Origin of the sequence: Bradyrhizobium sp. Ghvi (assembly GCF_900115265.1) — a bacterium.
Classification (GTDB): Bacteria; Pseudomonadota; Alphaproteobacteria; order Rhizobiales; family Xanthobacteraceae; genus Bradyrhizobium.
In genome coordinates this window covers 139,245-162,650 of record NZ_FOVU01000007.1, presented here as the reverse complement: position 1 = coordinate 162,650, position 23,406 = coordinate 139,245, and the positions used below count along the sequence as shown (strand labels likewise).

General features: G+C 65.3%; 24 protein-coding genes and 1 tRNA gene. 9 read left to right on the top strand and 16 right to left on the bottom strand.

Annotated elements, in window-relative coordinates; translation table 11 throughout:
• The first annotated feature begins 92 nt into the window (after positions 1–92).
• A complete protein-coding gene (locus BM374_RS25595; protein WP_177248527.1) occupies positions 93–1,835 on the top strand; it encodes a methyl-accepting chemotaxis protein in 1,743 nt (580 codons plus the stop codon).
• Positions 1,836–2,037: 202 nt separating this feature from the next.
• Entirely contained in the window at positions 2,038–3,726 is a 1,689-nt protein-coding gene (locus BM374_RS25590; protein ID WP_177248526.1) for a methyl-accepting chemotaxis protein, read from the top strand.
• 14 nt (positions 3,727–3,740) lie between these two features.
• On the opposite strand, the gene BM374_RS25585 is transcribed toward BM374_RS25590, so the two are convergent.
• The 6 genes from BM374_RS25585 to ygfZ form a co-directional block, all read right to left on the bottom strand.
• The gene (locus tag BM374_RS25585) at positions 3,741–6,434 is read right to left on the bottom strand and encodes a DUF2339 domain-containing protein (protein ID WP_092298456.1); all 2,694 of its coding nucleotides are present in this window, start codon (positions 6,432–6,434) and stop codon (positions 3,741–3,743) included.
• Between the two features lie 46 nt (positions 6,435–6,480).
• A complete protein-coding gene (locus BM374_RS25580) occupies positions 6,481–7,443 on the bottom strand; it encodes an NUDIX hydrolase (RefSeq protein WP_092298453.1) in 963 nt (320 codons plus the stop codon).
• 19 nt (positions 7,444–7,462) lie between these two features.
• Positions 7,463–7,969 (bottom strand): tyrosine phosphatase family protein, encoded by a 507-nt coding sequence (locus tag BM374_RS25575; RefSeq protein WP_092298450.1) that lies wholly within the window; start codon positions 7,967–7,969, stop codon positions 7,463–7,465.
• Between the two features lie 122 nt (positions 7,970–8,091).
• Entirely contained in the window at positions 8,092–8,715 is a 624-nt protein-coding gene (locus tag BM374_RS25570) for a YfbR-like 5'-deoxynucleotidase (RefSeq protein ID WP_092298447.1), read from the bottom strand.
• On the bottom strand, positions 8,712–9,338 hold the full coding sequence (locus BM374_RS25565; RefSeq protein ID WP_092298444.1) for a DNA-3-methyladenine glycosylase I: 627 nt from the start codon (positions 9,336–9,338) through the stop codon (positions 8,712–8,714). The genes BM374_RS25570 and BM374_RS25565 overlap by 4 nt, the downstream gene beginning before the upstream one ends.
• Positions 9,335–10,216 carry a CAF17-like 4Fe-4S cluster assembly/insertion protein YgfZ gene (ygfZ, locus tag BM374_RS25560; protein ID WP_092298441.1) on the bottom strand — a complete coding sequence of 294 codons (882 nt, stop codon included), beginning with the start codon at positions 10,214–10,216 and terminating at the stop codon, positions 9,335–9,337. Before ygfZ ends, BM374_RS25565 begins: the two co-directional genes overlap by 4 nt.
• 96 nt (positions 10,217–10,312) lie before the next feature.
• Here ygfZ and BM374_RS25555 point away from each other — a divergent pair, with 96 nt between their 5' ends.
• The 5 genes from BM374_RS25555 (at position 10,313) to BM374_RS25535 (ending at position 14,420) form a co-directional block, all read left to right on the top strand.
• A complete protein-coding gene (locus BM374_RS25555) occupies positions 10,313–11,647 on the top strand; it encodes a dihydroorotase (RefSeq protein WP_092298438.1) in 1,335 nt (444 codons plus the stop codon).
• A 177-nt stretch (positions 11,648–11,824) separates the two neighbouring features.
• Entirely contained in the window at positions 11,825–12,691 is an 867-nt protein-coding gene (locus BM374_RS25550) for a sulfurtransferase (RefSeq protein WP_092298435.1), read from the top strand.
• A gap of 92 nt (positions 12,692–12,783) precedes the next feature.
• Positions 12,784–13,473: an RNA polymerase sigma factor gene (locus tag BM374_RS25545; RefSeq protein ID WP_092298432.1), complete on the top strand. Its 690-nt coding sequence runs from the start codon at positions 12,784–12,786 to the stop codon at positions 13,471–13,473.
• Positions 13,474–13,561: 88 nt separating this feature from the next.
• Entirely contained in the window at positions 13,562–14,095 is a 534-nt protein-coding gene (locus BM374_RS25540) for a DUF4142 domain-containing protein (protein ID WP_092298429.1), read from the top strand.
• 10 nt (positions 14,096–14,105) lie between these two features.
• A complete protein-coding gene (locus tag BM374_RS25535; RefSeq protein WP_092298426.1) occupies positions 14,106–14,420 on the top strand; it encodes a cupredoxin domain-containing protein in 315 nt (104 codons plus the stop codon).
• A 41-nt stretch (positions 14,421–14,461) separates the two neighbouring features.
• On the opposite strand, the gene BM374_RS25530 is transcribed toward BM374_RS25535, so the two are convergent.
• From BM374_RS25530 to BM374_RS25515, 4 genes are all read right to left on the bottom strand, one after another.
• Positions 14,462–14,728, bottom strand: coding sequence for a hypothetical protein (locus BM374_RS25530; protein WP_092227477.1), 267 nt, complete (start codon positions 14,726–14,728; stop codon positions 14,462–14,464).
• Positions 14,729–15,006: 278 nt separating this feature from the next.
• Positions 15,007–15,384 (bottom strand): TIGR02301 family protein, encoded by a 378-nt coding sequence (locus BM374_RS25525; RefSeq protein WP_092298423.1) that lies wholly within the window; start codon positions 15,382–15,384, stop codon positions 15,007–15,009.
• A 47-nt stretch (positions 15,385–15,431) separates the two neighbouring features.
• Positions 15,432–15,866 carry an NUDIX hydrolase gene (locus BM374_RS25520; protein ID WP_092298420.1) on the bottom strand — a complete coding sequence of 145 codons (435 nt, stop codon included), beginning with the start codon at positions 15,864–15,866 and terminating at the stop codon, positions 15,432–15,434.
• Positions 15,867–15,869: 3 nt separating this feature from the next.
• Positions 15,870–16,370, bottom strand: a complete 501-nt coding sequence (locus BM374_RS25515; RefSeq protein WP_092298417.1) for a hypothetical protein — start codon at positions 16,368–16,370, stop codon at positions 15,870–15,872.
• 63 nt (positions 16,371–16,433) lie between these two features.
• Here BM374_RS25515 and BM374_RS25510 point away from each other — a divergent pair, with 63 nt between their 5' ends.
• The gene (locus BM374_RS25510) at positions 16,434–17,192 is read left to right on the top strand and encodes an SOS response-associated peptidase (protein ID WP_092298414.1); all 759 of its coding nucleotides are present in this window, start codon (positions 16,434–16,436) and stop codon (positions 17,190–17,192) included.
• Positions 17,193–17,283: 91 nt separating this feature from the next.
• Here the strand turns inward: BM374_RS25510 and BM374_RS25505 are convergent, their stop codons facing one another.
• The 6 genes from BM374_RS25505 to BM374_RS25480 form a co-directional block, all read right to left on the bottom strand.
• Positions 17,284–18,477 (bottom strand): CaiB/BaiF CoA transferase family protein, encoded by a 1,194-nt coding sequence (locus tag BM374_RS25505; protein WP_092298411.1) that lies wholly within the window; start codon positions 18,475–18,477, stop codon positions 17,284–17,286.
• Positions 18,478–18,514: 37 nt separating this feature from the next.
• Positions 18,515–19,456, bottom strand: a complete 942-nt coding sequence (locus BM374_RS25500) for a glycine reductase (RefSeq protein ID WP_092298408.1) — start codon at positions 19,454–19,456, stop codon at positions 18,515–18,517.
• A 103-nt stretch (positions 19,457–19,559) separates the two neighbouring features.
• Positions 19,560–20,141 (bottom strand): NUDIX hydrolase, encoded by a 582-nt coding sequence (locus tag BM374_RS25495; RefSeq protein ID WP_092298404.1) that lies wholly within the window; start codon positions 20,139–20,141, stop codon positions 19,560–19,562.
• Positions 20,142–20,211: 70 nt separating this feature from the next.
• Complete coding sequence (locus BM374_RS25490; RefSeq protein WP_092298401.1) at positions 20,212–20,649, bottom strand: GNAT family acetyltransferase; 438 nt, start codon at positions 20,647–20,649, stop codon at positions 20,212–20,214.
• Positions 20,646–22,073: an FAD-binding oxidoreductase gene (locus tag BM374_RS25485; RefSeq protein WP_092298982.1), complete on the bottom strand. Its 1,428-nt coding sequence runs from the start codon at positions 22,071–22,073 to the stop codon at positions 20,646–20,648. Before BM374_RS25485 ends, BM374_RS25490 begins: the two co-directional genes overlap by 4 nt.
• Positions 22,074–22,090: 17 nt before the next feature.
• Positions 22,091–23,080, bottom strand: coding sequence for an L-threonylcarbamoyladenylate synthase (locus BM374_RS25480; RefSeq protein ID WP_143270241.1), 990 nt, complete (start codon positions 23,078–23,080; stop codon positions 22,091–22,093).
• A gap of 68 nt (positions 23,081–23,148) precedes the next feature.
• Between BM374_RS25480 and BM374_RS25475 the strand changes: the two genes are divergently transcribed.
• A tRNA-Pro gene (locus BM374_RS25475) sits at positions 23,149–23,225 on the top strand.
• The last annotated feature ends 181 nt before the right edge of the window (positions 23,226–23,406 follow it).

The window sequence follows — 23,406 nt, the reverse complement described above, 5'->3', positions numbered from 1 at the left end:
TGCGGCTTAACGTTAATGAGCAACCCCACGGTTAGCCTTCTCGGGCTGCTGCGCGCTTCGCCGCGACGATGCGTACCCCGAGGACTATTGCAATGATGTTCATTCAGAACCTGCGAATTGGCACCAAGCTCGCCGTCACCTCGGCGCTGACGATCAGCCTCGTCGCGCTGATGATCTTCCTTCAGATGAGCGGAGATGCCGAGGTCCAGAAGCTCAGCAACGGGGCATTTGGACAGCAGTCGATCGCGCAAAATGCCGCCGAGGCGAAGGCCTCGGTACGCGGAATGCAGATCGGAATTCGCGACATCCTGAGTTCGACCTCACCGGCCGAGATGCAGAAGGCCGTCACCTATTTCAACGACCGCCAGACCGCCGCCCTGAAATTCGCAGGCGAGATGGCCAAGCTCTCGCGTTCGCCTGAAAACCACAAACGGATCGATCGCCTGACGGCTCTGGTCGGCGATTTCGGCAAAGGTCAGCAGCACATCGAATCGATCCGCAAGCAGCAGCTCGCGATCGGCGGGAAGAACGATGGCGAGGCAGCGGCGCAAGTCGCCAAGCTGACCTCCGAAATCGACCACTTCCGCAAGGAAACGCTGGCGCCGATCAACGAAGAGATCTCCGTGCTGGCCGACCAGATCACCGGCTTTGCCAAGCAAAGAAGCGCCGATGCGCGCAGTGCCGCGGAAGCAGAAGCCGCCTCCGTCGCGCGGACGTCGTTGGTTACTGGCGTCCTGGCCGCGTTGGTCCTGATCGGTGCGTGTATCTTCTCCGTCTTCAGCATCGCGCGGCCGATGCGCGCGCTGACGGTCGCGATGGAGAAGCTCGCCGGTGGCGACTTCTCGGTCGTGCTGCCGGGACTCGGCCGCAAGGACGAGGTCGGCGAGGTTGCCGGCGCCGTCGAGAAATTCAAGATCGTGTCCGAGCAGAAGGCACGCGAGGAGGCGGAAGCCAAGATGCGGGAGGATCAGATCGCGGCGGAGCAGCGCAGGGCGGAAATGCACAGGCTCGCCGACAGCTTCGAAGGTGCCGTCGGCGAGATCGTCGGCACGGTATCATCGGCCTCGACCGAGCTCGAAGCGTCAGCCACGACGCTGACCTCGACCGCCGAGCGCACGCAGCAACTCACTACCGTGGTGGCAGCGGCCTCGGAGGAAGCGTCCACCAATGTGCAGTCGGTGGCTTCCGCAACTGAGGAATTATCGTCCTCGATCACGGAGATCAGCCGCCAAGTGCAGGAATCGGCGCGCGTCGCCAGCGAGGCGGTTGGCCAGGCCCGCACCACCACCGATCGCGTCAGCGAGTTGTCCAAGGCGGCGACGCGCATCGGCGATGTTGTCGAACTGATCAACACCATCGCAGGCCAGACCAATCTGCTGGCGCTCAATGCGACGATCGAGGCGGCACGCGCCGGTGAAGCCGGCAGGGGCTTTGCCGTCGTCGCTTCCGAGGTCAAGGCGCTCGCCGAGCAGACGGCGAAGGCAACCGGTGAGATCGGCCAGCAGATCGCCAGCATCCAGGCCGCAACGCAGGAATCGGTGGGCGCCATCAAGGACATCAGCGATACCATCGAGAAGTTGTCCGAGATCTCCTCGACCATCGCGGCTGCCGTCGAAGAACAAGGCGCTGCTACGCAGGAGATTTCGCGCAACGTGCAGCAGGCTGCACACGGCACGCATCAGGTCTCGTCCAACATCACCGACGTGCAGCGTGGCGCGAGCGAGACCGGCTCGGCGTCGTCGCAAGTATTGTCCGCCGCGCAGATGCTGTCCGGCGACAGCAACCGGCTGAAGATCGAGGTCGCTCGTTTCCTGGATTCTGTGCGGGCGGCCTGACGGGTGCACCCTTCCCGTCGATGGGGAGCCGACCCGTGGTTTTGCGTAGGTTCCTGTTAACGCCTGTTTGCGATCATGGAGCGCAATCTTACGAGATGAGAACCAGCCAGCATTGTTGAACTGACCTCCGCCCGGTCGTCCGTCGTGACGTCTATGGCGCAGGTGATGTGCGCGTTACCGGATACCATCGGGATTTGTCGTGATGTCGAAGTTGTCGATCGTCTTCAAGCTTCTGACCGTTCTGTCGGTCCTCGTGCTCTCGCTCGCCGGCGTCGGCGTAGTGGCGATCGGCACCATGCAGAACATCAATTCCCATACCGTGGAGATCGCCGAGAGCTGGCTGCCGAGCGTGCGCGCGCTCGGCTCGATGCGCGCCGACATCAACGAACTGCGCGTTGTCCTTCGTCTACACCTGATGCAGGAGAGCATTGAGGGCAAGGACGCCGCGGAGAAGCGCATGGCTCCGCTGCGCGAGCGCATTGAGAAGACCCGCAAGATCTATGAAGGCCTGATCACCTCGCCCGAGGAACGATCGATCTACGAGCAGTGGACCAAGGCGTGGGCGGAATACCTGACCGGCGTTCAGGAAACGATGGCGCTGTCGCGCAAGAGCCCCGGCAAGTTCCCGGCCGACGCCAACGAGATGCTGCAGACCAAAGTCGCGAAGATGGCCCAGGCAGCGGATCCCTTGCTCCAGAAGGGCATCGAGCTGAACAATCACGGCGCCGAGCTGGAAACGAAGCAGGCCGCTGACAGCTACGCCACCATCTTCCGCGTGCTGGTCGGAATCATCGTGCTCTCGGTCGTGATCGCGATCAGCGCCGCCTACTATCTCGTGCGCGACGTCTCGCGGGGCATTGCGTCCATCATCAAGCCGATGCAGTCGCTCGGCGAGGGCGATCTCTCCGCCGAGGTGCCCCATCGCGGCGAGCGGACCGAGATCGGCGCGATGGCGGATGCGCTCCAGATCTTCAAGGAGGCGCTGATCGCCAAGAAGGCTGCCGATGAGGCCGCCGCAGCCGACGCCGAGGCCAAAATCGAACGCGGCCGCCGTGTCGACGCCATCACCCGCAAGTTCGAAGTGATGATCGGCGAGGTCGTTGGGACCGTGTCGTCGGCCTCGACCGAACTCGAGGCCTCGGCGTCGACGCTGACCAACACGGCGCGGCGCGGACAGGAGCTGGCGACCGTCGTGGCCGCGGCTTCGGAGGAGGCGTCAACCAACGTGCAGGCGGTGGCATCCGCTTCGGAGGAACTGTCGTCCTCCATCACCGAGATCAGCCGCCGGGTGCAGGACTCCGCGCGGATGGCGGCGGAGGCCGTGGAACAGGCGACGCGGACCAACGCGCGCGTCAACGAGCTGTCGCAAGCGGCCGCTCGCATCGGCGACGTCGTCGAGCTCATCAATACCATCGCAGGCCAGACCAATCTGCTGGCGCTGAACGCCACCATCGAGGCGGCACGCGCGGGCGAGGCCGGCCGCGGCTTTGCCGTCGTTGCGTCCGAGGTCAAGGCGCTGGCCGAGCAGACCGCCAAGGCAACCGGCGAGATCGGGGCGCAGGTCTCGGGCATTCAGGCCGCAACCCAGGAATCCGTCAGCGCCATCCAGGAGATCGGCGGCACCATCGAGCGGCTGTCCGAGGTGTCGGCGGCGATTGCCGCCGCCGTCGAGGAGCAGGGCGCGGCGACGCAGGAGATCTCGCGGAACGTGCAGCAGGCCTCGGTCGGCACCCAGGAGGTCTCGTCGAACATCACCGACGTGCAGCGCGGTGCGATCGAGACCGGCGAGGCTTCGGTCGAGGTGCTCTCGGCGGCGAAATCGCTGGCGTCCGACAGCACTCGCCTCAAGGTCGAGGTCGCGCAGTTCCTGGAATCGGTCCGCGCGGCCTAAGAGCGGGCGGTGTGCTATGTGCCGGTCTGCGCTGCCGGTGGTGCCGTGACCTGCCGCCGGAAGAGGATGCGCTGGTAGAGCCAGCCGATCGCCACCAGCACGATGCCGAGGCACATGAACGACAGTGCACGGTAGACGCCTGTCAGCGTCGACATGTCGATCACGAAGGCTTTGAGGATCGTCAGCGCGATCACGGCGGCCGAGGCCAGCCGCGCGCGCTCGGAGTTGACCGTTATGCCCACACCGAGCAGCACGACGCCGAAAGCGAGACAGCCGATCGAATAGGTGTATTGCTCGGCCCCCGTGGTCTCGCCGCTGTTGAGGAACGGACCATGATAGAAGCGGCGGATCTCCAGCGTGACGTAGGCGAGCGCGAACACCAGCGCGCCGCCCGCGATCGTGTTCGCATAGACCTTGCCGCGTTCGCCGACCGCCGCATAGGCGAGCAGCAACATCAGCACCGCCGGCAGCGCGTAACCGAGCAGCAGCAGGTTGAATACCGCGCCGCCGACGTCGATGCGCCAGATCAGCGGGTTCTCGAGGATCAGGAGGCCGAACACACTGATGAGACCGGCGGTCGCGGTGAGCACGACGGCGCCGACATTGTGCACGATGCTGTGGCTGCGCAGCCGCAACCGCTCCAGCCCGATCGCCATCGCCAGCGCTACGCAGACCTGCAAGGCGGCCTCGAGCAGTGACGGCGTTGCAATCATGTCGCCGCCGGTTGCGAGATGGCGGACCTCCATGAAGGCGAGCAGCGCGGTGAACAGGATCGCAGCCGCTTCCACCATGCGCAGCGGCGCATCGTCGCCGCGGCGGCGCAGGAGGATGCTCGCCCCCCAGAATGAGGCCGCGGGCAGGCCGTAGCCCCACAGCAGCCAGTTCAGGATTGGCGTCGTGCCGACGGCATCGCCGACGATGCGCGGATCGTAGACGATGCGCGCCGTGACGATCGCGGCGAAGATGGCGGCAAGCCAGCGCAGGAACGGGATCGGCCGCTGCATCGCGATCCAGGCCGTGCCGAGCGACATCAGCGCCAGCGCAATGGTGAGCCAGCCCTTCTCCAGCGCGAAGGTCAGCGCCAGCGCCAACGCCCCGAGCGTGCCGGTTGCGAACAGCGCCGTCGAGATCGCAAGGCCGGGCCGCGTTTCGCGGCGAGTCAGCATTTCCGTCGCCGCGCCAAGGCTGGCGGCGAGCAGCACCGCGAGAATCGCGAACGGGATCGAGCGATCGAGATGGGCGATGCGGGCGTAGAGGGCGATCAAGATTGCGATCGGCGTGGCGACGCCCGACGCCGACCAAACCACGGCGATGATCGCCGAACGGGATCGTCCCTGCGCGAGGAAGCCTGCGATACCGAAGCCGGCGGCGAAGATTGCGGCCGTCACCAGATGCAGCGTCACCGCGCTGTCGGTCGCGGTCGGCGCGATGCCCGGCATTGGGCCGCCCGGCAGCACCAGCATGTCAGGATTGGCGCGCACGGCCCATTCTGCGAACACGATGAACACGGTCGCGGCGGCCGCCCCCAGCGCGCCGACGGTGGACTCTGCGCGCCAGGCGACGAACAGCGTCGCCGCAACGAGGAGTGTGAAAGCGATCAGCGCGAGATCGGTATGAGCGCTCGACAGCACGATCAGCATTGCGCCGAACAGATAGGCGCCGAGCGCGCTCGACGACACCGGTTCGATCTGTCCGTCCTCGATATCAGGACCGAACATGAAGCCGCAGACCACGAGCAGTGCGGCGAGCACGAAGCCGGCGATCACATGGAACGCATGCGGCGCGACCTGCAGCTCGCCGGTGTCAAGCCCCGGGAAGATCCAGAGCACGGCGAAGACGATCGTCGTTACCGCGAGCCAGCGCCACAGTCTGATACGGGCGAGGCCGAAGCTCGCGGCGGTGACGATGGCGAGATAGATGTACAGCGCCCAATAGTCCGGCTTGCCGCTGGACACGAGCACCGGCGTCGCAAAAGCGCCGACCACGCCGAGGCCCGCGAGCGCCGGCCCGTGCAGCAGCGCTGCCGCGAGCGTACCCATCGCAACGATGCCGAGCAGCACGAAGGCGGTGGCAGGCACGAGGAAGCCATAGAGCGCGTAGGCTGCATAGACGGTTGCGAACGCGACCGCCGTTCCGGCCGCGGTCAGGATCGCGGGGATATTGGCGATCGGCAGCGCCTGGATGGTGGAAATGCTTTCCTTGCGCCGCGTCCATTCGCCGGCGCCCAGCAACGCGGCTGCAAACAGGCCGCCGAGGAATACGCGTACGCCAGGGCCGAGAAGGCCGGCCTCGATCGAATAGCGCACCATGAAGAAGCCGCCGAGCGCGAGCGCAAGGCCGCCGATCCACACCACCCAGCGCGTGCCGAGCCGCTCCTCGAAGCCGGGGGCCGGCGCGGGCAACGGCGGCGGCGCATCGGTGTCGGTCCTAGCCTGGGGCGGGGGCGGCGAAGCCTCTTCCATGACGAGCGGCGGCGGTGCGACCTCGGTCTCGGGCGCAAGCGGCGGCGGTTCTGCCGCGGGCGCGCCCACCTGCTCCTGCACGGGCAAGGGCGGCGGTGGCGGGACCTGTCGCTGCGCCTGTAACGCAGCTTCCAGCGAGCCTAGCCGTCTGCGCAGCTCGCTCGCCTGGTTGGACGCCTTCAGCGCGATCAGAAACGCGACGATCGCAATCATCACCGCAAAGACGTCGAATGGCGCGTCGAGCATGGGGCCTCCTGGCGATCGGCGGGCAGGGGCCGACCTTAAACTTGATCTAGCGCCGGGAGCGTACGCGCAAGCCCGGCGCGGGTCGCTCCTGGAGCACGTCGCGGCGGAAGCGATAGAGCGCCGCCGGTCTCCCGCCCGTCTGTGTCGACATGACGCCGGTCGGTTCGACCAAGGCCTCGGCTTCGACCAGACGGCGGAAATTCTGCTTGTGCAGGTGCCGGCCGGAAATCGCTTCCACCGTGTACTGCAACTCAGTGAGTGTGAACTCGGCGGGCAAAAGTTCAAATACCACAGGGCGATACTTCAGTTTTGCACGCAGCCGCGCGATGGCCGTGGCGAGAATCCGGCGGTGGTCGAACCGCATCGAGGTGCCGAGTGTGGGGAGCGTCTTGCGCGCCAGGGCCGCAGGCCGGCCGTCGCGCCGCGCTTCCTCGACGAGGCCGGCCTCGTAGAGGAGCTCGTAGCGGTCGAGCACGCGCTCCTCGTCCCAGCTAGCACCGTCAAGGCCGAAATAGAACCGCACGCGATCCTTCCGCGGCAGCGCGCGCGTGGTCTCCGGCGGCTCCGCCTCGGCCCAGGCGGTCAGCGCCGGGATGATGTCGCGGGCAATGATCGCGGGCGGAGCCTCGCGCCGGTCTTCCCAGGGGAAGAAGCGATACCAGGGCTCGAAGCTCGCCGCATTCGCGGCGCCTTCGGCGGCGCGCGTCAGCGCGAGATAGCCGATTGACACCATATGCGCGCCGGTGTCGCCGGCCTCAGCATGGCGGCCGCGATCACCAAAGGTGTAGAGCTGTTCGACATAGCCGAGCCGCAAGCCCGCCTGTGCCTCGACCCAGGCGCGCAGGCCGATCTCGAAGGTGCGATGGCTCGGCGCATCGAATGGACCGAACGGGAGGCCGGCGAGCCCGTCGCTGCCCCGCGCGGTGAGCACCAATGGCTCGTGATCCTCGATCGCGACGATCGCGGCAGTCAGGCCGATCTCGATCGGCGTCAGCAGCTTGTCCCTCATGCGGTGACGATCGCTGCTGTCATTCGAGCTCGATCACGAAGGGGCGGCCTTCGACCAGCATCTCGCCTGGGCCCATTTCGTCCAGCGCGCGCAGCATGCGGCCATTACGCCCCAGCGCGCGGTCGGCAAGGCTGACGATGCGCCGGTTCGGCGAGGCGACCGGAGATGCTGCGCGGATCTTCTTCGCGATCTCGACCTCGTCGCGATCAGGATTGAGTGCGCAGACGGCGGCGAATGCGCTGGCCGTGGAGCGGCTGATGCCGGCATAGCAATGCACCACCAGCGGAGCGCCGCGATCCCAGCCGCGCACGAAATTCAGCACTTGATCGATATGGGCTTCGGACGGTGCGACAAAGCCGTCCATCTCCTCGGTAATGTCGTCCATCGACACCTTGAGATGATTGGCCGGAAGTACCGACACAGGCCGCGCTACCTGTTCGACATTGGCCATCACGGTCAGCACGTGGCTGGCTCCGGTGCGGCGGACGGTTTCGGGAAGAGCGGCGAGCGAACAGACGTGGATCATGGCGGACCTTTTGGGCGGTGATTATAGCCGGTGCCGTAGGGTGGGCAAAGCCAAGCGTGCCCACCGTTCCCAGCGCAAACGTCAGAAGACGTGGGCTCGGCGCAAAGGCGCCTTTGCCCATCCTACGGCACCTGCGCAAACACGGCGCCAAACCGCTCCAGAAATTGCTTCTCGGCCCGCGCCGCCGTCCAGGGCGTCAGATAGTCGCGCCGGATGCTGTCGGAGAGACCGGGATCCTTGCCGAACAGGCGCCTGGCCTCGCTCTCGCTGAAACCGGCGAGCTCGGTCGCCTCGAGATAAGCCGCGCCGCGATCGGCGGCCTTGATGGCTGACGTGATCTCGTCGGGCAGCACCGGCGGCAGGCCGAAGCGGATGTGGATGGCACCTAACAGGCGCTTCTCCACGACCTTGTAATGGCCGTCGAGCACCGCCTTGAACGGTGAGATCATGTCGCCGATCACATATTCGGGGGCATCGTGCAGCAGGGCTGCGAGCCGCATGCGCGGGTCGACGCGCGGCATCTCATGCCGCAGCACGGTTTCCACCAGAAGCGTATGCTGCGCCACCGAGAAGATGTGAGCACCGGTGGTCTGACCGTTCCAGCGCGCGACGCGCGCGAGCCCATGGGCGATGTCGGCGATCTCGACATCGAGCGGTGAGGGATCGAGCAGATCGAGCCGCCGGCCCGACAGCATGCGTTGCCAGGCGCGGGACTCCGCTGCGCGCGCGCTCTTCCCGGCGGTCATTTGGTCTTGAGGCGCGGCTTGCGCTGCAGCTTGCTGCAGGTCGCGTGGCAATGGCAGTCGACGAGATGGTCGTTGACCATGCCGGTCGCCTGCATGAAGGCATAGACGATGGTCGGGCCGACGAACTTGAAGCCGCGCGAGGACAGCTCCTTGGAGATCTGCACCGACAGCGGCGTCGACGCCGGAACGCTAGCCGTGGTCTTGAAATTGTTGACCTTGGGCTTGCCGTCCATGAAGTCCCATAGCAGCTTCGAGAAGCCCGGGCCTTTCTCCATGATATCGAGATACGATTTGGCGCTCAGGATCGTGCCCTCGATCTTGGCGCGGTTGCGCACGATGCCAACGTCGTTCATCAGCGCGTGCACTTTCTTGTCGGTATAACGCGCGATCTTCTCCGGCTGGAAATCGTCGAACGCTTTGCGGAAATTGTCGCGCTTGCGCAGGATCGTGATCCAGGACAGGCCGGCCTGGAAGCCGTCGAGGATCAGCTTCTCATAGAGGGCGCGGTCGTCATACTCGGGCACGCCCCATTCGGTGTCATGATAGGCGACGTAGAGCGGATCTTCCCCGGGCCAGGGGCAGCGGGTCTTTCCGTCGGGATGCAGGCGGGGAGCACGGCTCATGCGCTGGGCTGCTTCAATGGAATGCGGACGACGTCAGGTTCGGCGAGCCTCACAGCGAGGCCGCCAGCGGTGAGCGGCTGGCCTGCATCGAGCGCGTCAGCAACGCGGTCGATGCGCACCAGCGCGATGCCCTTGCCGCGGGCGCTCGAGCCGATCGTGCCAACCGGCTTCTCCCCGGCGAGAATGGTCGCGCCCGCCTCGGGCGAAGGGCCGTCGAGCAGCACCTTGACGCTGCGGGTTCGCGCGGTGCCGCGATGCTGCATGCGCGATACGACCTCCTGGCCGACATAACAGCCCTTGTCGAAATCGACGCCGGCGAGGCGATCCATGTTGGTCTCGTGCGGGAACGCGTCGTTGTACATGAAGTCGAGCCCGCCGCGCGGCACGCCGAGCGCGATACGGTGCGCCTCGTAGTCGGCGGCATCGACCAGCTGGGCGCCGATCAGGTCGGAGAGTCTTTGCTTGAGATCTTCGGGGATCAAAATGCGGTAGCCAAGCTCGCTATTGCGCGGGTCGGCGAAGGCGAGGTCCGGCTGGGCTGCCAACGGGCCGTCCCAGGCCGCGAGCACGCCGAGATCGCCCGTGAGGTTGTCCACCGTCACCTTGGCCCGCAGCTTGTAGAATTTCAGCTTGGTGGCGAGGCCGTCGGCCAGCGCCTTCGGGCAGTCGATCAGGAACCCCCCACCATGGCCAATGGGCGCTTCCGTGATCAGGAAATCCACGATGATCTTGCCCTGCGGCGTCAGCAGCGCACCGAATCGCCCCAGGCCCGGCTTGAGCCTGTCGACGTCGGTGGTGATGAGGCCGTTGAGGAAGTTGCGCGCGTCATCGCCCGCGACCTTGATTACGCCCCGGTCGGGAAGAAACGCTGATTTCATGCGAAAATCTCTTGCGACATGTTGCTCCGGAACGTAAGCCCGCAAGGCATAAACGACAAGACCTCGAGCCCTGCGCTTGGGGATGAGAGAGGCTCCATGACCCAGCGTTTCGATGTGATCCTCAGGGGCGGCACCGTCGTCAACCAGGACGGCGAGGGTGTTCGCGATATCGGCATCACCGGCGGTCGCATCGCCGAGCTGGGTGCGCTGTCGCAAGGCTCCGCCGCCGAGGTGATCGACTGCAAGGGCCTGCACATCCTGCCCGGCGTCATGGACACGCAGGTGCATTTCCGCGAGCCCGGGCTGGAGCAGAAGGAAGACCTCGAGACCGGCTCGCGCAGCGCCGTGATGGGCGGCGTCACCGCGGTGTTCGAGATGCCGAACACCTCGCCATTGACCGTCACGGAAGCCACCTTCACCGACAAGGTGAAGCGCGCCCGTCACCGGATGCATTGCGATTTCGCCTTCTTCATCGGCGGCACCCGCGAGAACGTGCAGGACTTGCCGGTGCTGGAGCGCGCGCCCGGCTGCGCCGGCGTCAAGGTGTTCATCGGCTCCTCGACCGGCGCCTTGCTGGTGGAAGACGACGAGAGCCTGCGCCGCATCTTCCAGGTGATCCGACGTCGCGCCGCGTTCCACGCCGAGGACGAGTATCGTCTCAACGATCGCAAGGCGCTGCGCATCGAAGGCGATCCGCGCTCGCATCCGGTCTGGCGCGACGAGACCGCGGCGCTGATGGCGACGCAGCGCCTGGTCAAGCTCGCGCACGAGACGGGAAAACGCATCCACGTGCTGCACATCTCGACCAAGGAAGAGATCGAGTTCTTGCGCGACTACAAGGATGTCGCCTCCTGTGAGGCGACGCCGCATCATCTCACGCTGGTCGCCCCCGAATGTTACGAGCGGCTCGGTACGCTGGCGCAGATGAACCCGCCGGTGCGATCAGCCGATCACCGCGCCGGCATCTGGCGCGGCATCGAGCAGGGCATCGTCGACGTACTCGGCTCCGATCACGCACCGCATACGCTGGAAGAGAAGCAGAAGACCTATCCCGCTTCGCCCTCCGGCATGACCGGCGTGCAGACGCTGGTGCCGCTGATGCTCGATCACGTCAACGCGGGCCGCCTGTCGCTGGCACGGTTCGTCGATCTCACCAGCGCCGGCCCCGCGCGGCTCTACAACATGGCCTGCAAGGGCCGCATCGCCGCCGGCTATGATGCCGATTTCACGGTTGTGGATCTCAAGCGCAGCGAAACCATCACCAACAAATGGGTCGCGTCGAAAGCCGGTTGGACGCCGTATGATGGGCTGCGCGTCACCGGCTGGCCCGTCGGCACGTTTGTGCGCGGCAAGCGCGTGATGTGGCAGGGCGAGCTGGTGACGCCGTCGCAGGGCGAAGCGGTGCGGTTTATGGAGACGCTGAAGCAGTAGGAGGCCGCGCTCGTTGTGATCCGTCATCCTGAGGTGCGCGCCATGCAATGCTCTTGCATTGCACGGCAAGCCTCGAAGGATGAGCGGCCCCGCTAGTGGCCGTGCCCTTCGAGGCCTCCGCTGTGCTCCGGCACCTCAGGGTGACGGGGATAGTGCGCGTATGATGGGAGACGATCAATGAGCCAGAGTGCCCTCATCACCACCGAGCAGCTCGCCGCCATCCTGGGCGACCCAAATCTCCGCCTCTACGACTGCACGACCTATCTTGATCCCGCGCCATCAGGCAGCGAGGTACCCTATCGCGCCGTTCCCGGTGACAAGACCTTCGCTGCCGGCCACATCCCGGGCGCCGATTTCCTCGATCTGCAAGGTGAGTTCTCGGACGTCTCTGCGCCGCAATTCTTCATGATGCCTGATGTGGCCCGGCTCGAGGCTGCCTTTGGCCGCCACGGCCTCGATGCGACCAAACCCACCGTGCTCTACAGCATCGGCACCATGATGTGGTCCACACGGTTCTGGTGGATGCTGCGCTCGCTCGGCGTCGCCGCGTGGGTGCTCGACGGCGGTTTCGACAAGTGGAAGGAGGAGGGACATCCGGTCGAGACAGGCGCCTCGAAAGGCTATCCGGCCACCACCTTCAAGGCCACGCCGCGCACCGGCTTCTTCGTCGACAAGAACTTTGTGAAGGCTCGCATCGGCGATCCCTCGACCGTCACGGTCAATGCTCTCGGGCCGCAATATCATCGAGGCCTCGAGCCGAGCCGCTACGGCCGGCCGGGCCGCGTGCCCGGCAGCGTCAACGTACCGGCTGCAACGCTCGTCAATGCCGACAAGACCCTGATCTCGCCCGCTGATGCCGAAGCGAAATTCACCGCGGCAGGCGTCACGCGCGACAAGAACGTGATCCTGTATTGCGGCGGCGGCATCTCGGCGACCATTGACCTGCTCATGCTGACGCAGCTGGGCTACGATAGCCTGACGCTCTACGATGCCTCCATGGGCGAGTGGGCGAGGGACCCGGCGCTACCGATCGAGACAGATTAGGCGGAGAATACCCAGGGAAGGGCAAGAAAGTTGGGAACCTTTCCTGCCAGCCTGCATCCAATGTCCGGAATTAACGGAAACAGGTGACCGCAATGCAACGGACCGCAGCCGGCCTGTCCGCCGGTGCCAGATCATTGGAATCCGAGCTGATCGACCGGGCGCGGGGCCGCGACGAGGCCGCGCTCCGCGAGATCATGCAGGCCAACAACCGCAGGCTCTATCGCCTCGCGCGCGGCATCCTGCGCAGCGACAGCGAAGCCGAGGACGTGGTGCAGGAGACCTATGTCCGGGCCTTCACCCACCTCGACGGCTTCAAGGGCGAGTCCGCGCTGTCGACCTGGCTGTCCCGTATCGCCATCAACGAGGCGCTTGGCCGGGTACGAAGCGCCAAGCCGCATGTCGAGCTCGGTGCGGTACCGGAAGAGGCGCTCGAGGCGCAGATCATCAAGTTTCCCGTTTCTCCCGCAGGCGATCCGGAAAGGACCATGGCCCAACGTGAAATCCAGCGCGTCGTCGAGCGCGCCATCGACGAGTTGCCGGATGTCTTCCGCATGGTGTTCGTCGCCCGGGTCATGGAGGGCATGAGCATCGAGGAGACGGCCGATCTGCTCGGCGTCAAGCCCGAGACCGTGAAGACGCGGCTGCATCGCGCTCGCACCATGCTGCGCGAGAATGTCGAGAAGGAGATCGGCCCTGTCATGATGGACGCCTTTCCATTCGCCGGCTGGCGCTGCGAGCGCCTGACCGAGGCGGTGCTGAAGCGTCTCGGTGTCGGCGGCTGAAATTTCTTGGGAACGTTTGCGCGAAACGCCCATCCAATTCCTGTGAAGCAACGCCGGCGAGACGTCCGGTAGCACAGGAGTGTCAAACATGTTCGTTCGTCGGAGCGCGGCGCTCGCCGCAGCCATTCTGTTGTCCAGCCCCGTGCTGCTGCAAGGCGCGCGGGCTGCAGACAAGCTCACCGATCCGCAGATTGCCCACATCGCCTACACCGCGGGCGTGATCGACATCAACGCAGCCAAGCAGGCACAGAAGAAGGCCAAGAACAAGGACGTCAAGGCATTTGCCGAAGACATGCTGCGCGACCACGAGGCCGTCAACAAGCAGGCCCTGGCGCTGGTCAAGAAGCTGAACGTCACGCCTGAGGACAACGACACCAGCAAGGCGCTGTCGAAGCAGGCGAGCGACAAGCTGGCCGAGCTCGACAAGCTGAACGGCGCGGCCTTCGACAAGGCCTATGTCGCCAACGAGGTCGCCTATCACAAGACGGTCAACGGCGCGCTGGAGACCCAGCTGATCCCGTCCGCCAGCAATGCCGAGCTGAAGAGCCTGTTGCAGACCGGCCTGAAGATTTTCCAGGGCCATGAGCAGCACGCCGAACACGTCGCGGCCGAGCTGAAGTAAGGAGCGTGCGATGAGGTTGGGACGGCTATCTTCCATCGCCCTTGTCTTCGCGACGACCGCCGTCCCGGCGCACGCCGCCACCATCGAGATCACGATGCAGAATCTCGTGATCTCGCCGGCCGAAGTGACTGCGAAGGTCGGCGACACCATTCAATGGATCAACAAGGACGTCTTCGCCCACACCGCCACTGCGAAGAACGGCGATTTCGACGTGAATTTGCCGCCGAACAAGTCGGCCACATCAGTGCTGAAGAAGGCGGGAACGGTCGATTATTACTGCCGCTATCATCCCAACATGAAAGCGACGCTGAAGATCGCGCCGTGATGAATGGCTGCGTTCGTCCGACGCTGCCTTTTCAGCGGCCCTTATTGCCTCGCCAGGCAGACCGAGAATTCGCCGTTGCGGATGCGGGCGGGAAAGCCCTCGACGAACTTCGCCACCGCGTCCTCGCCATAGGTGCCGACGAGCTCGGCGAGGGCCGCAAACAGGCTCGCCTGTGCCAGGCAGTCGCCGTCGACGCCGTCATGGCGCGCTTCGGCCCAGGCCTCGTTCAGATAGCTCAAGGCGGCCTGTTTCTGCTCATGGTCGGGCAGCGGGGCGCGGGCGGGGGCGTAGGAAATCGGCTGGCTCATGAAACTCGATCAGGGCTGGGGCGCGATCCACGGCGATGCGCTGTGCGAGAGGTGTAGCACGGGCATTAACGACCGCTAGACCACATCTTTAAGAACGGTTAACGGCTGTGAACAAAGTCGACGATAAAGTTCCACTGCTCGTCGTTCCGGGGCGCGTCGTCAGGCGCGAACTATGGTGCGCAATTGCGCACCTGAGAATCCATCAGGCGGCAGAGTTGGTGCGATGGATACCGGGTTCGCGCCTTTGTCGCGCTCCGGAATGACAATGACCGGGAAATCTAGTTTGCGTAGCGCGCCGTCAGGTCCCGCGAGATCTTTGCGCCCTCCTCGATGTAACGGCGGATCGCCACCGTCGCTGCCGGTGTGCAGCTCCGATAGGTCTGCTGGAAGCCGTTATAACCGCGGTTGAAGCCGGCAATCATGCGGGTGCGGCGTTCGCCTGAGGGGGTTTCGGCATCTATCAGCGCCTGCATCTCGTTGCGCCATTTGTTGCCCTCATTGGCTCCGCAGATGCCGCGCAGGTAGTGCAGTCCGCCAAGGATCTCGGCCAGCCGCTGCAAATCGGCGTCGAACGGCGCCGCCACGTCCTGGGCCCGGGTGGGCGCAGAAGCGCAGGCGAGAATCAGGACAAAAAGGGCCAGAAATCGCGTCGACATCGGCGGGCTGTATGCCCCCTCGGGGCTGGGGACGCAAGGCGTGGTGACTAGGGTCCGATCAGCCGTGCGGCCGACTGGATGACCTCCTCCAGCCCCCCGGTCAGCTTGAGGTCACAGATGCTGCCCAGGGCATCCGGAGCGATCCAGCGATAATCGTCGAGCTCATCGTTCAGGGACGGTTCCCTGGTCACCCAGCGGGCGGCAAATGACATGATCAAATAATGGCCGGCTCCGGGTGCGGCCGGCAGCACCTCGCGCCAGCCCGCAAGCCCGCCGATTTCGATCTCGAGCCCGGTTTCCTCGTCGACTTCGCGCCTCAGGGCCTGGTGCAACGATTCGCCGAACTCGACCCGGCCGCCCGGCAGCGAATAGAAGCCTTTTGCGGGCGAGCGGGCGCGGCGAGTCAACAGCACCTTGCCCTCGCGGAAAATCGCGGCACTGACCGCAATCTGGGGACGGGTGGGCTGGGCGACCGAAGCCACGGTTCAGTTCGCCATGATGGTGTCGACGTCGGCTTCCGCGCCGCCATTGATAATGCCGCCACAGGCTGCGATCAGAGGCTTGACCCAAGCCGTCGCCTGTTCGGCGAGGCGGACACGGGTCGCGTCCTTCTCGACCTCGCGCATGGCCGAGCCGACCGCGGTCAGGATCGAGGTCATGGTGTCGGTGATGTGGTCGAACTGGGCCCGCACAGTGGGATCGGCCTTCTCATAGGCTTCGATGGCGAGATCCCGGGCCTTGAAGTTCGAGGCCGTAAAATGCTCGGCATAGGACAGCGGCGACCAGGTAAAAAAGTCCTCGGCGCATTCCGGCATGTCCGGGATCATTTCCAGGAGCATCACGGCTTCATTGAAATGGTTGAGATAGTCGGTGGCAAGCCCGGTCCGCGGGTTGATATTGGCCACGCGCAGCCGTTCCGCCCAGGCCGCAGCCTCAGGGCCCGTCTGTACATGCGTCCGCGCGGGTTGGGAGGCCATTGAGCTCATCGGCCGCAGTGTTAACGTTCGGGGTTAAAAGGACCTGAACGGACCCTATATAGACGCTTTGAGATGTGTGGACGCTTCGTCATAACTTCGGCCCCCGCGGCTTTACGGCAACTGTTCGGCTATGTCGAGCAGCCGAATTTCCCGCCCCGGTACAATGTCGCGCCGACCCAACCGATTCCGGTCGTGCTGGTCGAGAATGGCGCGCGTCATTTCCGCCTGATGCGGTGGGGATTGCTGCCGAGCTGGGTGAAAGATCCCAAGGGCTTTACGCTGCTGATCAACGCCCGCTCCGAAACGGTGCTGGAGAAGCCGGCCTTCAAGAAAGCGATTCGCCGGCGGCGCGGCCTGATCCCGGCCGACGGCTATTACGAATGGAAGGCGGAGGACGGCCGCAAGCAGCCGTTCTTCATCCACCGCGCCGACGGTGGGCCGCTCGGTTTTGCCGCGGTGTTCGAGACCTGGATCGGGCCGAACGGCGAGGAGCTCGACACGGTCGCGATCGTCACGGCGGCTGCGGGCGAGGATCTGGCCGCGCTGCATGACCGCGTGCCTGTGACCATCAGTCCGCGCGATTTCGAGCGCTGGCTCGATTGCCGTGGCGACGAGATCGATGCGATCCTGCCGCTCATGACCGCGCCCCGCACCGGCGAATTCGCCTGGCACCCGGTCTCCACCCGCGTCAACCGCGTTGCCAATGACGACGAGCAGCTAGTGCTGCCGATCAGCGCGGAGGAGATGGAGGCGGAAGTGGTGAAGCCGAAGAAGGTCGCACGCAAAGTCGCGGCCGCATCGGCCGACGACGGGCAGGGGTCGCTGTTCTAGGCGCTGCCGTCATTCATTTCACCGTCGTCCCGGACAAGCGCGCCAAAAGCGCGCCGATTCGGAACGACAGTGGAATGTGAGGCCCGCGCCTTTAAACGATCTCCCTTGCCCTCAGCGCCGCGATCTCCGCCGCATCAAACCCCAGCTCGCCGAGCACCGCATCCGTATCCGCGCCCAGCTCCGGTGCCATGCGATCGAGCTTTCCGCCACCATGCGCGAGCTTGAACCCGCTGCCGGCAAAGCGGAGGCGGCCGTAGGGCGTATCCAGCTCCTGGATTGCGCCGCGCGCCTTCACTTGCGGATGGTCGATCACCTCCTCGATCTTCCAGATGCTGGCGCAGGGCGCGCCGGCGTCTTCCAGGATCGTCTCCCATTCGCGCGCCGGCCGTTTCGCTAGTGCCTCCTCAATGATGGCCCGCAGCGCCGGCTCGTTCTCGTTGCGTGCGAACCAGTCGGCGAAGCGCGGATCCGACAGCGTGTCCTCGCGGCCGAGCGTGGTCATCAGCGCGCGATATTGCTTCTCGTTGTTGACTGCGAGCAGGATGTAGCCGTCACCGGCCTTGAACAGATTGGCCGTCGTCTTGCGGCTCACGGCCTGGTTGCCCGACAGCTGCTGGCGATGGCCCGCGACCGACCAATCCGCAATCTGGCCCGACAGAAACGCCACGGTCGCCTCCAGCATGGAGACGTCGACGAACTGGCCCTTGCCGGTCCGGTCGCGCTGGTAGAGCGCACTCGATACCGCGAACGCGGCCGTCGCGCCCGAAAGCACGTCGCAGACTGCAAAGCCCGCGCGCGTCGGTCCGGTCTCGGGGTGACCGGTAATCGCCATGATGCCCGACAGCGCCTGCATCTTGCCGTCATAGCCGGGCCGCAAACGATCCGGTCCGGTCTGGCCGAAGCCTGACACCGCGCAATAGATCAGCTTGGGATTGATCGCCGACAGCGCCTCGTAGCCGATGCCGAGCTTGTCCATCACGCCCGGGCGAAAATTCTCCATGACGACGTCGACTTGGGCCGCGAGCTTCTTCACGATCGCGATCGCCTCGGGCTTCTGCAGATCGAGGGTCAGGCTGCGCTTGTTGCCGTTGATGGCCTGGAACGCCGGCGCGAGCCCCCGCTCGGCCCATTCGCGAGAGAGCGGCGTGCGGCGCATGTCCTCGCCCTCGCGCCGCTCGACCTTGATGACGTCGGCTCCTAACAGCGCGAGCTGATAGCTCGCATAGGGGCCGGCCAGCACTTGGGTGAAATCCAGGATCTTCACGCCCTCGAACGGTCGCGTCACGTCGCTCTCCCATTTTTCCCTTGGTTATTGGAGGACGTCAGGCGGCGCGGTTGCCGCGCGCAATCTCCTTCTGCTTGTCGAATTCGGCGCGGCGGCGCGCCAGTTCCTCCGGGGAAAGCTGCGCGACGTTGTTGTAGTCGAGCTTCCAGGACGCGTCCTCGCTCCAGCGCAGCGGGGACTGCATCGTGGTCTGCGGCCCGCTCCCGGTCTCCAAGAGTCTAAGCGCCAGCTCCAAGGTCTGCGCCTGCGAGGCGACGTCGTGCGGCTTGCCCGCGGAATTGCCGAGCGGGAAATCCGAGAACAGGAAGCGCGGGACAGCGGCGTGCTCGATGATGTCCTTGGCGCAGCCCATGATCACGGTCGGAATGCCACCCGCCTCCAGGTGTCGCGCCACCAGCGCGGTGGTCTGGTGACACACCGGACAGTTCGGCACCAGCACGGCGACATCGACCTCGTCTGCAAGGCAGCGCGCCAGAATCTCCGGCGCGTCGGTATCCAGCGTGACGCGATGGCTGCGATTGGTCGGCGCGCCGAAGAAGCGCGGGGCGACTTCACCGATGCGGCCCGATGCGCTCGCCTTCAAGAGCTGCGGCAGCGGAAACCAGGTGCCGCTGTCGGTGGCCGACGTGTGCTTGCGGTCGTAGCCAATGTGGGAGATGCGAAGATCGTGCTGCTGCGACGTGTCGCCATCATAGACCTGGTAGAACTTGGCGCTGCCATTATAGGCGGCGCCAGGCCCCTGGTCGCCCTTGGTGGGATCATAAGGCGCCGCCGTGGTGATGATGGTCACGCGCGACTGCGCCAGTGGCTTCTTCAGCGGCTGGAACGGGGCCGCGGTGTAATGCGCCCAGCGATACGGTGTGGTGTAGCCGATTGCCGCGTAATAGTCGCGCGTGCGCTGCATATAGGGGATGGGGGAGTCGTAGTCGGGCGCAAAGCCGAATTCGTCGTCGCGCGGAGCGGACGTATCAGCTGACATGGGCGCGTCTCCTGGTTCTTGGTTGAAGCCAGACTAGAGATAGTCGGCGGTTTGCTCAACAGGCACCACGGCCGCGCAGGCCAGACTTGCCGCTCCGGAGGGGCTATCTGAAGATATGCAGCGCCGCGTATTGCAGCAGCATGATCGCCTTGGCGTCGATGATGCGGCCGTCGGCGATCATCGCCAGCGCCTCGTCGATGCCGAGCTCCAGCACCTCGATGTCCTCGCCCTCGTGCGCGAGGCCGCCGCCGGCGCTGACGCGCATCGAAGGCTCGTATTCTGCAACGAAGAAATGCAGCTTTTCGGTGATGGCGCCGGGGCTCATGAAAGCCTCAAACACCTTGTGAACGTGGTGCAGGCGATAGCCGGTCTCCTCCTCGGCCTCGGCGCGGATGCGCTCCTCGGGCTCGGCGTTATCAAGCACGCCGGCGGCCGCCTCGATCAGGAGATCGTCATAGCCGCGGATGAAGGCCGGCAGGCGGAACTGGCGCACCAGGATCACGCTGCGCCGAGCGCGATTGTACGGCAGCACGGCGGCGGCGTTGTCGCGTTCATAGGTCTCGCGATGCTGCGTCTGCCACTCGCCATTGGCGCGACGGTACTCGAACGTCGTCTCCTTCAGGGGCGTCCAGTTGTCCGAGAGCACGCGAACGTCCTTGATGCGGACGCGATCGGAAATGGTCATGATTGTCTTTCAGCTACGAGCATGATCCGGAAAAGTGTGACGTAGTTTTCCGAAAAGATCATGCTCAAGATTATGAGGTGGATTCGCGGCCGTCGAGCCACTTCTGGAACATCACCGAGGTCGATTCCTCGAACCCCAGCGACTGATAGAACGCATTGGCTTGCGCATTCTCGCGGCGGACCAGCAGCTGGAGCTTGGCGATGCCGGCCGCGCGCAGCCAATCCTCGGCGGCTGTCATGACGAGGCGGCCATACCCGCGCTTCTGGCAATCGGGATCGACCGCGACGTAATACACCCAGCCGCGATGGCCGTCGTGGCCGACCATGACGGTTGCCACGACCGCGCCATTGTCGCGGCCGATCAGCACGGTCGAATTGTCGCGCCGCCGCGCCAGTGCAATGTCGGCATGCGGATCGTTCCACGGCCGCGTCAGGCCGCAGCGCTGCCACAGCGCGACGACATTCTCGACATCGGCATCTTTGATCGCATCGATTGCAAGAACGCTCACAGCACCTTCCCCGGATTCATGATGCCGTGTGGATCGAGCATCGCCTTGATTGACCGCATCAGTTCGATCGCGGTCTTGTCCTTCACCTCCGGCAGCTCGTCGCGCTTGAGCACGCCGATGCCGTGTTCGGCGGAGATCGAGCCGCCCATGCGCAGCACGATCTCGAACACGACGGCGTTCACCTCGTGCCAGCGCGCCAGGTAATCGGCCGTATTGGCGCCGATGGGCTGGCTGACATTGTAGTGCAGGTTGCCGTCGCCGAGATGCCCGAACGGCACGGGCCGCGCGCCGGGGATCAGCTTCACCACGGCCGCGTTGGCTTCCTCGATGAAGGCGGGTACGGCGGCGACGGGCACCGAAATGTCGTGCTTGATCGATCCGCCCTCGGGCTTCTGCGCCGCCGACATTTCCTCGCGCAGCTTCCAGAAATTGTTGCGCTGGGCGAGGCTGGCCGCGATCACGGCGTCGTCGACGATCTCTTCCTCCATGGCGCGGGCGAGGATCGTCTCCAGCGGTGTACGGGCATCGTCGCTCGCAGAGGACAATTCCATCAGCACGTACCAGGGGTGCTTCTCCGCGAGCGGATCGCGCACGTCGATGCCGTGACGGACCGAGAAATCGACCGCCATCTCCGACAGCAGCTCGAAGCTCGTCAGCGCATTGGCGGCTTCGCCCTGTGCCATGGTCAGCAGTTTGAGCGCTGCCGCCGGCGACTTCAGCCCGACATAGGCCGTCTCGACCGCGTGCGGCTTCGGAAACAGTTTGAGTGTCGCCGCGGTGATGATGCCGAGCGTGCCTTCCGCGCCGATGAAGAGGTTGTGCAGATTGTAGCCGGTGTTGTCCTTCTTCAGCTTGGAGAGCACGTTGAGCACCCGCCCGTCGGCGAGCACCACTTCCAGTCCCAGCGCCATCTCGCGCGCCACGCCATAGGCGAGCGCCGCGGTGCCGCCGGCATTGGTCGAGAGATTGCCGCCGATGGTGCAGCTTCCTTCCGCGCCCAGCGAGAGCGGAAATAGCCGGTCGACCTCGGATGCCTTCGCTTGCGCGATCTGCAGCACCACGCCGGCTTCGACCGTCATGGTGTTGGAGGCGGTGTCGACCTCGCGGATCTTGTCCAGCCGCCGCAGCGATACCACGACCTCGCCATTGTGCGGCGTCTGGCCACCGACGAGCCCGGTGTTGCCGCCCTGCGGCACCAGCGCGATCTTGTGCGCGGAGGCGAGCTTGCAGATCTCCGAGACTTCTGCCGTCGTGCCCGGACGCAGAACCAGCGGCGAGCGGCCGTGGAACAGATTGCGCTCCTCCGTGACGTAGGCCTCGATGTCGGCCGCATCGGTGATCGCGTGCTTGTCGCCGACGATTTTGCGGAATTGGTCGATCAGTTCGGGCGCAAGCGGCGGGGTGGCGGATTGATTGATGTTCATTGTCTCGTCTTTCACTCTTATCGTGCCACAGCCGCCCGCCGCAGCCGGTCGTTGATCGCTTCGCCCAAGCCTTCTTCCGGGATCGTCATCACCGCAATCGCCCTCGGTGCCTTCGCATCCAGGCTGCGAAGATAGCCGAACAGGTTGGCGGCGGCTTCATCGAGATCAGCTGCCGGCGACAAATTCATGACTGCGGCGGCCGCCTCCTGGCCGGACAGGCGGGCCGGTCCGAATGCCAACAGCGCTTCATCGTGCGCCACATCGTGCGCGTTAAGCCGCACGCTCGCGCGCGGCGCGTAATGCGAAGCCAGCATGCCCGGCGCCAGCGGCTGGCTGTCGTCGCTCTCGGCATCCACCGGCGGCCGTGCCAACGGCGCACCGAGCACCGCCTCGATCCTTTCGCGCGATAGCCCGCCGGGCCGGAGCAGCGTCGGCGCCTCGAAGCAGCCGACAATGGTCGATTCCACGCCGACTGCGACCGGCCCGCCGTCGACGATCAGGTCGATCCGCCCGGCAAGGTCGCTTTCGACATGCGCTGCCAGCGTCGGCGAGACGTGGCCCGAAATGTTGGCCGAGGGCGCGACCACCGCCCCGCCAAAGGCGCGCAGGATCGCCTCCGCCACCGGATGGGCGGGAATGCGGATCGCCACCGTGTCGAGGCCGGCAGTGGCGAGATCCGCCACCGGGCAGTCCTTTGTCTTCGGGACCACCAGCGTCAGCGGCCCCGGCCAGAACGCCTCGGCGAGCTTCAGGGCGCGCGCATCGAACCGGCCGATCCGCCGTGCGGCCGTGAGGTCCGCGACATGGGCGATCAGCGGGTTGAATGCCGGCCGCCCCTTGGCGCTGTAGATGTGGGCGACCGCCGTGGCATTGGCGGCGTCCGCGCCGAGCCCATAGACTGTCTCCGTCGGAAAGGCGACCAGTCCGCCGCCGGCCAACGTCCGGGCGGCGGCCTCGGCGGCAGCCCGGCCGGCCGGTAAAACCAGTGTTTCAAGACCCGTTTTCACAGGGACAAAATTCCTCTTATCGGCCGCTTGCGGTGCGCCAAACCCGACGCTATAAGCCGGCCTCTTGTCGGAGTGTGGCTCAGCCCGGTAGAGCACTGCGTTCGGGACGCAGGGGTCGCAGGTTCGAATCCTGCCACTCCGACCATTATTTCAAAAGTTGGCGTTTTCCAAAGGCTTGGCGGGCCGGCCGCCGGCGCCCCAGGATTCTCTTTTGCAATGATTTTGCGAGCGGGTCCACGGCCGATTTTGTCCTCGCAGAGTGGCCTGTTCCGCGGGCATGGCTGGCCCATCTGCGGGCAAGAATCGATATTGGGCTTACGGCGCCT